Source organism: Sulfurivirga sp. (genome assembly GCF_015490265.1).
GTDB lineage: Bacteria > Pseudomonadota > Gammaproteobacteria > Thiomicrospirales > Thiomicrospiraceae > Sulfurivirga.
Genome location: NZ_WFYD01000118.1, coordinates 1 through 8,939, shown reverse-complemented (window position 1 = coordinate 8,939; position 8,939 = coordinate 1). Strand labels below are relative to the sequence as shown.

General features: G+C 67.2%; 7 protein-coding genes and 1 pseudogene. All 8 read right to left on the bottom strand.

What is annotated here, in order from left to right:
• Positions 1-23: 23 nt before the first annotated feature.
• Entirely contained in the window at positions 24-1,091 is a 1,068-nt protein-coding gene (thiO, locus tag F8K16_RS07720) for a glycine oxidase ThiO (RefSeq protein WP_294948986.1), read from the bottom strand.
• Positions 1,078-1,569, bottom strand: a complete 492-nt coding sequence (gene lspA / locus F8K16_RS07715; RefSeq protein ID WP_294948982.1) for a signal peptidase II — start codon at positions 1,567-1,569, stop codon at positions 1,078-1,080. Before lspA ends, thiO begins: the two co-directional genes overlap by 14 nt.
• Positions 1,562-4,384 carry an isoleucine--tRNA ligase gene (gene ileS, locus F8K16_RS07710; protein WP_294948979.1) on the bottom strand — a complete coding sequence of 941 codons (2,823 nt, stop codon included), beginning with the start codon at positions 4,382-4,384 and terminating at the stop codon, positions 1,562-1,564. Before ileS ends, lspA begins: the two co-directional genes overlap by 8 nt.
• 9 nt (positions 4,385-4,393) lie before the next feature.
• The gene (gene ribF, locus F8K16_RS07705) at positions 4,394-5,353 is read right to left on the bottom strand and encodes a bifunctional riboflavin kinase/FAD synthetase (RefSeq protein ID WP_294948976.1); all 960 of its coding nucleotides are present in this window, start codon (positions 5,351-5,353) and stop codon (positions 4,394-4,396) included.
• Positions 5,354-6,880, bottom strand: a complete 1,527-nt coding sequence (gene murJ, locus F8K16_RS07700; protein ID WP_294948972.1) for a murein biosynthesis integral membrane protein MurJ — start codon at positions 6,878-6,880, stop codon at positions 5,354-5,356.
• An 83-nt stretch (positions 6,881-6,963) separates the two neighbouring features.
• Positions 6,964-7,236, bottom strand: coding sequence for a 30S ribosomal protein S20 (gene rpsT, locus F8K16_RS07695; protein WP_294948969.1), 273 nt, complete (start codon positions 7,234-7,236; stop codon positions 6,964-6,966).
• Between the two features lie 414 nt (positions 7,237-7,650).
• Positions 7,651-8,451: an OmpA family protein gene (locus F8K16_RS07690; protein ID WP_294948966.1), complete on the bottom strand. Its 801-nt coding sequence runs from the start codon at positions 8,449-8,451 to the stop codon at positions 7,651-7,653.
• Positions 8,448-8,939 (bottom strand): annotated as a pseudogene (locus F8K16_RS07685) (OmpA family protein); the annotation flags it as partial. The pseudogene F8K16_RS07685 and the gene F8K16_RS07690, both read right to left, overlap by 4 nt.

The following is an 8,939-nucleotide window of genomic DNA, read 5'->3' as shown; positions in this document are numbered from 1 at the left end:
TGAGCGTGCGCAACCGCAACACCTCAGCACTGTGACGGCGGCCGGTAGGGCGTCGGATCCAGCTTCGGCGCCCGCCCGGCCATGAGATCGGCCAGCAGCCGTGCCGAGGCGATGGAGGTGACCACCCCGTTGCGATAGTGGCCGGCGTTGACCCACACCCCTTCGGCCACCGGCCCGATGTAGGGCACACTGTCGACCTTGCCCGGACGGATGCCCGCCCACGCATGCACCACTTCGAACATCTCCAGCTCTGGATAGCGTTCCAGCGCAAAATCGCGCAGGGCATGGGTCACGTCCGCGTCCGGCGTCTTGTCCCAGCGTCCAAGCTCCACGGTGGAGCCCACCACGATCAGGCCGTCCCGCCTGGGAATCAGGTAGCGGGACTGCTCCATCACCATGTGGCGCAGGAAACCCGCCGGCGCGTCGATGGCGATCATCTGCCCTCTGACCGGCTCGATCTCCAGCTGCGGCAGCAGGCCGTGGCTCCATGCGCCGGCGGTGACCACAATCTCCTCCGCCTGCCAGCGTCCCTGCGGCGTGATCACCTGCCGCGCCGCCACTTCGACCGCCTCTACCGGGGCATGCTCCACAATCTCCACCCCCCTGAGGCGCACCGCCGTGGCCAGCGCCTTCATCAGACGCGGATTGCGGATGGAGTTGATCCCGGGCATCCACAGCCCCAGCCGCCGCTCGGTGCGCAGACGCGGTTCAAACAGCGCCAGCGCCCGGTCATCGAGAATTTCCAGCGCGTAGCCCCAGCGGGCACACCACGCCTGCGCCGTCTCCCACTGTTCACTGTCGAGCATGAGCATGCCGGTGGGAAAGAACTCCGGGTCGATGCCGGTCAGCGCCTTCAGTTCGACGGCCAGGGCTTCAAAGTGGGGCTGGGATGCCTTCGCCAGCGCGTTGACCGCATCCGGATAGCGCCACGGATACATGGGCGAGAGGATGCCGCCACCGGCCCAGCTCGCCTCTCGACCGCACACATGCCGCTCCAGCAGCGTCACCTGCCGCCCTTCCGCCAGCAGGGTCCAGGCGGTCATCAGACCGCTGATGCCGCCGCCGATAATGAGCACCTCAGCTGTTTTCAATACTGCGCCTCCGGTTGAGCACGAACTCCTGCCACAGCAGACAGGCGGCGCCGAGCGAGATGGCCACATCGGCCACATTGAAGGTGGCGTAGTGCCAGTGCCCGATGTAGAAGTCGAAGAAGTCCGTCACCCGCCCCCACAGCAGCCGCTCGATCAGATTGCCCAGCGCACCGCCCACGATCAGCCACAGACCGGCCGTCTCGCAGCCAAGCCTGGGCGGCAGGCGGCGCAGCCACCACAGCATGCCGGCCACCATGGCCAGCGCAAGCCCGATGAAGAACCAGCGCTGCCAGCCGCCGGCGTTGGCCAGAAAGCTGAAGGCCGCACCGGTGTTGTAGTTGAGGGTCAGGTTGAAGTGGGGCAGCACCGCCAGCGGACGGCCGAACTCGAGCCACAGATTGGCCGCCCACTTGCTGAGGGCGTCCAGCGCCAGCACCGCCAGCGCCAGCGGCCAGAAGCGCCACCCGCTGTCACGCAAAGCGGCGCACCTCGCCCTCGCCCGCCACGTTCTCCACGCAGCGGCCGCACAGGTCGGGATAGTCGGCATGGGCGCCCACATCGGCACGATGGTGCCAGCAGCGCACGCACTTGGGCTTGTCGGTGGGTCGGGCGACGATCCACAGGCCTTCCAGCCCCTCGGCGGCCACGGCGGTGTCGGGCCGTGACGAGGCAGGCCGCACGGTCGCCTCGGAGGTGATCATGACAAAGCGCAGCTCGTCTCCCAGCGCCGCCAGCCGCTCATGGAGCGGGCCCTCGGCATAGAGGTCGAGCTCCGCCGTCAGCGACCCCTTGATCTCGCCGGCGTTGCGCATGTCCTCCAGCACCTTGTTGACCGCCTTGCGCACGGCGAGGATGTCGGCCCAGTAGGCGGAATTCATGGGCTGCTGTTCGTCCAGCGGCGTCAGGTGGTCATACCATTCGGCCACGAACACGGTCTCGTCACGCGCGCCGGGCATGTGCCCCCAGATCTCCTCGGCGGTGAAGCTGAGGATCGGGGCGATCCAGCGCACCAGCGCCTCCAGCACGTGCCACAGGGCGGTCTGGGCCGAGCGGCGCGCGGCGGACTCCTTCTGACAGGTGTACTGGCGGTCCTTGATCACGTCCAGATAGAAGGCGCCCAGGTCCTCGGAACAGAAGTTGTGCACCAGCTGGGTGACCCGGTGGAAGTTGTAGGCCTCATAGGCGGCCACGATCTCCCGCTGCAGATCATGGGCGCGGCCGATGGCCCATCGGTCCAGCGGCAGCAGCTGATCATGCGGCAGCGCATTGGCCGCCGGATCGAAGCCGTTGAGGTTGGCCAGCATGAAACGGGCGGTGTTGCGGATGCGCCGGTAGGCGTCCGCCGTGCGCTTGATGATCTCGTCGGAGACGGTCATCTCATAGCGGTAGTCGGAGCCGGCGATCCACAGGCGCAGGATATCGGCGCCGAACTTGTCCATCACCTGCTGCGGCGCCACCACATTGCCCAGCGACTTGGACATCTTGCGGCCCTGTCCGTCCACGGTGAAACCGTGGGTAAGCACCTGCCGGTAGGGCGCCTGCCCGTCCATGGCCAGCGAGGTGAGCAGGCTGGACTGGAACCAGCCGCGGTGCTGGTCGGAGCCTTCCAGATAGAGGTCGGCCGGACGGGTCAGCTCGTCACGGCGGGCGCATACGGCCCAGTGGGTCACGCCGGAGTCGAACCACACGTCGAGAATGTCGGTCACCTTCTCGTAGTCGGCGGCCTCCTCGCCGATCAGCTCGGCCAGATCCAGCTCATACCAGGCATCGATGGAACCCTCCTCGATGCGCCGGGCGATGGGCTCCATCAGCTCCGCCATGCGCGGGTGCAGTTCGCCCGTCTCCCGGTGGACGATGAAAGTGATGGGCACGCCCCAGTGACGCTGGCGGGAGATGCACCAGTCGGGCCGGCCTTCGATCATCTTCTCGATGCGGTTGCGCCCCCACTCCGGCACCCACCGCACCTCGGGAATGGCCGCAAGCGCCTGCTGACGCAGGCCCTGCGCCTCCATGCTGATGAACCACTGGCTGGTGGCGCGGAAGATCAGCGGTGTCTTGGTGCGCCAGCAGTGCGGGTAGCTGTGGGTGATCTTGCCATGATGCACCAGCCTGCCCTTCTCCTTGAGCAGGGCGATGATCTCCCCGTCCACCTTGTGCACGTGCTTGCCTTCGAAGCCGGGCGCCTCGGCGGTGAACACGCCGCGCCCGTCCACCGGACAGAGGACGTCCAGCCCATACTTCTGCCCCACCTCGAAGTCTTCCTGACCATGGCCGGGCGCGGTATGGACGGCACCGGTACCCGCATCCAGCGTCACATGCTCGCCCAGCACGATGGGCACTTGACGGTCATAGAAGGGGTGGTGCAGTTTCACGCCCTCCAGCTGGGCGCCGCGCACGGTGGCCAATACCGGCGCTTCCTCCACACCCCACTCCTTCAGCACCGTCTCCAGCAACCCTTCGGCCAGCAGCAGGCGGACTTCACCCACCTGCACCAGCACATAGTCCAGATCCGGATGCAGCGCCACCGCCAGGTTGGCCGGCAGCGTCCACGGGGTGGTAGTCCAGATGACCACGGACACCGGCCCCGCCCCCATGTCGTCACCCACCGGCGTCAAGCGGGCGAGAAAGTCCGCCTCGTCCACCACATCGAAGCGCACGTAGATGGCGTTGGAGGTCTTGTCCTTGTATTCCACCTCCGCCTCGGCCAGCGCCGAACCGGCGCCCACGGACCAGTAGACCGGCTTGACGCCTCGGGTGATGTGGCCGTTCTTCAGCATCTCGCCCAGCGCGCGCACTTCGTCCGCCTCGAAGCGGAAGTCCTTGGTGAGATAGGGATTGTTCCAGTCCCCCACCACACCGAGGCGCTGGAAGTCCGCCATCTGCGCCTCCACCTGCTGCTGGGCGTAGTCTCGGCACGCCTGACGGAAGGTGCGCGCGTCCACTTTGTCGCCCACCTTGCCCAGCTTCTTCTCCACGTTCAGCTCGATGGGCAGGCCGTGGCAGTCCCAGCCGGGCACGTAGGGGGCGTCGAAGCCGGACAGGGTCTTGGCCTTGACGATGATGTCCTTGAGCACCTTGTTGACCGCATGGCCGATGTGAATGTTGCCGTTGGCATACGGCGGGCCGTCGTGCAGCACGAACTTCGGCCGACCTGCCCGCGCCCTGCGGATGCGGCCGTAGAGGTCCTGCTCCACCCAGCGGCGCGCCCACTCGGGCTCCCGCTTCGGCAGATTGCCGCGCATGGGGAAATCGGTCTCGGGAAGGTTGAGCGGATACTTCTTTTCGTCAGCCATGGTGTCCTGTCAGTGTCTGTTCGGGTGTGCGAAAAAACGCCGCGCGGCCTGCGCGTCGCGCTCGATCTGCGCCATCAGCGCCTCCAGCGAATCAAAGCGCCGCTCCGGGCGGATGAAATCCAGCAATTTTACCGTGATATGGGCGCCATAGACCATTTTTGACCAGTCAAACAGATGCACCTCCACGCTGGGGCGCAGCCCGTCCACGGTGGGGCGCACGCCCACGTTGGCCACGCCGGGCAGCGCACGCTCGCCGGTCTCGGCGATGTCCACCGCCACGGCGAACACCCCCTGCACCGGCAGACGGTGGCGCTTGGGGTTGACATTGAGGGTGGGAAAGCCCAGCTGCCGCCCCCGTTTTTGCCCGTGGATCACCCGGCCGGAGAAGGCGAACGGCCGCCCCAGCAGGCGTTCGGCCAGCGCCAGATCCGGCACCGCCAGCGCCGAGCGGATGCGCGTTGAGCTGACCCGCTCGCCGTCGATCTCGAAGGTGGGCTGATGGGCCACCTCGAAGCCCAGCTCCGCCCCCAGCCGCTGCAGCAGGTGGAAATCCCCCTGCCGTCCGGCGCCGAAGCGGAAGTCATCGCCCACGGAGACGAAACGGGCGCGCAGGCGCGCGGCGAGAATGTCGCGCACGAACGCCTCCGCCGGCAGGGCGGCGAAGGCCGCGTCGAAACGCGCCATGAGCACATAGTCCACGCCCTGCTCAGTCAGGGCCGCCACCTTCTCCCGCAGGTTCATCAGCCGCACCGGCGCCTTCTCCGGTGCGAAGAACTCCACCGGATGGGGTTCGAACAGCATCACCACCGTGGGCAGACCGAGGCGCGCGCCCGCCTCGTTCAGCCGGGCCAGCACCTGCTGATGGCCCCGATGGACGCCGTCGAAATTGCCTATGGTGACCACGCTGCCGCCCGCCAGCGGCGCACAGGCGCGGTGGTTCAGATTGTGCAGCCCGCGAATCAGGTGCATCTATCGCCTCCGGTGAAGATGGTGGGGGCGCAGCCCCGTCAGCCACAGGGTGGCACCATAGAGCGTGACGGCGCCGATCACCAGACCGGCCAGCCACAGCACCCGGGTGCCGGCGCCCGCCGCCAGCCAGTCGGCCAGCGGCGGGGTCAGCCCCAGCAGAAAGACGCCCATCACACCCAGCGCCAGCAGGCCGCGCCACAGCACGGCGCGCCAGCCCGCCAGTGGCGCATAGTGGCCGCCGCGCACGCTCAGATGCCAGTAGAGCAGACCCGCATTGACGAAGGCGGACAGGCTGGTGGCCAGCGCCAGCCCGGCGTGGGCCAGCGGCCAGATGAGCATCAGGTTCAGCACCGTGTTGGCCACCAGCGCGATGACGGCGATGCGCACCGGCGTCTTCATGTCCTTGAGGGCGTAGAAGGCGGGCGCCAGCACCTTGACCAGAATGAAGCCCACCAGCCCCAGTGCATAGGCCACCAGACTGCGTGCCGACTGGGCCACGTCCGTGTCGGTGAAGGCGCCGTAGTGGAACAGCGTCGTCAGCAGCGGCCCGGCCAGCAGCATCAGACCGGCCATGGCGGGCACGCCGATCAGCCAGATCAGCCGCAGCGCCAGATCGATGTCCCGTCGGTAGCCGTCATGGTCGCCGCGGGCCGCCTTGCGGCTCAGCCCCGGCAGCACCACCGTGGCCAGCGCGATGCCGAACACCCCCAGCGGAAACTCCATCAGCCGGTCGGAGTAGTAGAGCCAGGAGACCGAACCGGTCACCAGAAAGGAAGCCAGCACCGTGTCGATGAGCAGGTTGATCTGCGCCACGGAGACGCCGAACAGGGCCGGCAGCATCAGCCGCTTGATCTCCGCCACCCCCGGATCGTCAATGGGCCGGGGGCGTGGCAGCAGCCCCAGCCGCCACAGAAACGGCAGATGAAAGGCCAGCTGCACCACGCCTGCCAGCAGCACGCCCCACGCCAGCGCCAGCACCGGCGGGTCGAACCATTGCGACAGCACCACGGCGGCGAAGATGAGGGTGAGGTTGAGCAGCACCGGCGTGACCGCCGGCACGGCGAAGCGGTCCCAGGTGTTGAGAATGGCCGAGGAGAGCGCCACCAGCGAGATGAACAGCAGGTAGGGAAAGGTGAGCCGCAGCATCTCGGCGGTGAGGCGGAACTTCTCCGGCTCGGCGTGAAACCCCGGCGCGAACAGCCAGGTGACCGCGCCGGAAAAGAGCACGCCCACGCCCACCACCGCCAGCAGCGCCAGCAGCAGCCGCCAGCTGACCGCATCCACCAGATGGCGCACCCGCTCGATGCCGTGCTTTTCGCGCGCCTCCGCCAGCACCGGCACGAACGCCTGCGAGAAGGCCCCCTCGGCGAACAGACGGCGGAAGAAGTTGGGAATCTTGAAGGCGACGAAGAAGGCGTCCGCCCCCATGCTGGCGCCGAAATAGCGGGCGATGACCATGTCGCGCACGAAGCCCAGCACGCGCGAGAACAGGGTCATGCTGCTGACGGTGAACAGGTTCTTCAGCATAGGGGTTCAGTATAAGGGCTGGCCGCCCCGCAAATGAAAAGGCCGGGACAAGCCCGGCCTCGAAGCATCCGACGCGAACGCCCTCAGGCGGACGGCGCCAGTTTCTTCAGCTGCGCGTTCAGGCGACGCTTCAGGCGCGCGGCGGTGTTCTTCTTGATCACCCCCTTGCGGGCCACGCTGTCCAGCTTGGACTGGGCCAGACGGAAAGCGGCCATGCCGCCTTCATAGTCGCCGGCCGCGATGCAGGCGCGGACCTTCTTCACCAGCGTGCGGGCCGCACCCTTGTGCATGCGGTTGCGCAGACGACGCTTGACTGCCTGACGTGCGCGCTTCTTAGCAGATTTGATGTTTGCCATGTGTTACTCCAAAAAATCCTGTCCGTTTGAAAATCGGCCAACGTCGCCACTTTCAAAGGTCTGAGAGGAACGCAGTATTTTGCACATTTTCGCTGCGCTGTAAACCGCCCGACCCGCAAAACGGCGGACGCGCCGTGCCGGAAAACCCATCCGCCGGAAGCCCTGGACCGCTGACTCGGCGATCCACCCCGCCCCGCCCGTGCCACCGCTGCCGGACAAGGCAGCCCGGCATGAGGCGTTCTTTCTGACGAGGTCTCCCCCGTTTTTGTCGATCGCCGATCCGACCGCACCGGGAAATGCCCGCAGAACAGCCTGAAGCCCCGAAGCACACGGGGTCTCCCCCATTTTTAAGAAGACGCTGCCGGGCGCGGACGAAAAAACGCCCAAAAAGGCCGCAGGCGCACCGAGATCTACTCAATGATCGGATGGGACGGGGTCTCCCCCATTTTTGCCGGATGCCGCCGTGGCCGCCGGCGGCGCGACCTGCTTTTCGGTGGGCATGACGGGTTTTTCTGCCCCTTTGGCGTCCTCTACGGTCACGAAGCCTGCGGTGATGACGATTTCCACCCGTCGGTTCATGGCCTTGTGGGACGGCGTGTCATTGGGCACCAGCGGGCGGCTGGCGCCGTAACCGGCCACGGAGAACCAGCGCGGGTCCATGGCGGAGGCGTAGAGCAGCTGGCCGAGCACGCGCTGGGCGCGCCGGGCGGAGAGAATCCAGTTGTTGCGCAGCGGCGACCACGGTGCAATCGGATCGCTGTCGGTATGTCCCTCGACGCTGATCTCCGGCTGAAAGCGGCGATGCTGCCGCTCGGCCAGCGCCAGCACCGCACGGCCGGTGGGCGTGGCCTGCTCATTGAACAGGCGCAGGTAGCGGAAGGTACGCCCCAGCGCGGTGACCTGGCGCAAAAGCTCCGTCGAGGGGGTGGCGGAGCCGGAGGCGAAGGCGCCGTCGGTGCGGATGCGCAGCACCACGCCACGGCTGTCGCGCATGACGCTCACCAGCGTGAGTCGTTCCTCGCGCACCGCCCGCTTCAGCTCGGCGTAGGTGTGGGTCAGCTCGTCGTCCAGCCACTTCTGCACCCGGGAGATGGCGCCGTAGTTGAGCGCCAGCATCATGACGAAGAAGGTGATCAGCAGGGTGGTCATGTCCCCGAAGGAGAGCAGCCACACGCTCTTGACCCGTTCACGCAGGGCGTCGCTGTCGGCGCTCATGGGCGGGTGTCCTCCCACATGTCCGGCTGCAGGTAGAGCTCCACCCGCTCATTGCGGGCATCGGCCGGGTCGGGAAACAACGGATGCAGCGCCCCGTAGCCGGCGATGGCCCAGTATTCGTCCGCCAGCAGGCTGGATCGCTGAAGCGCCTGCCGCACCCGGTCGGCCCGGTAGAGGCTCAGCGTCATGGCGTCTGGGAATGGACTGTCCGCAGGCAGGGGGCGGCGGGCGGTGTGCCCCTCCACCCGCAGCGTCAGGCGCAGACGGAAGCCGCGGTTTTCGATCTGCTGCACCAGCAGGCCGTAGCGCCGCTGGAAATGGGCCAGATCAAGCGCCCGCAGCAGCCGGCCCATGGCGGCCAGATAGGGCTCGAAACGGGGATTGAGCCGATCGCTGCCCGGGGCGAACAGGGGCGCGCCGGCAAACAGCGCCGGCGCCGGGTAGAGACGCACCCCCTTGGGAAAGTCGTTCTCCACCCGCACCCAGTC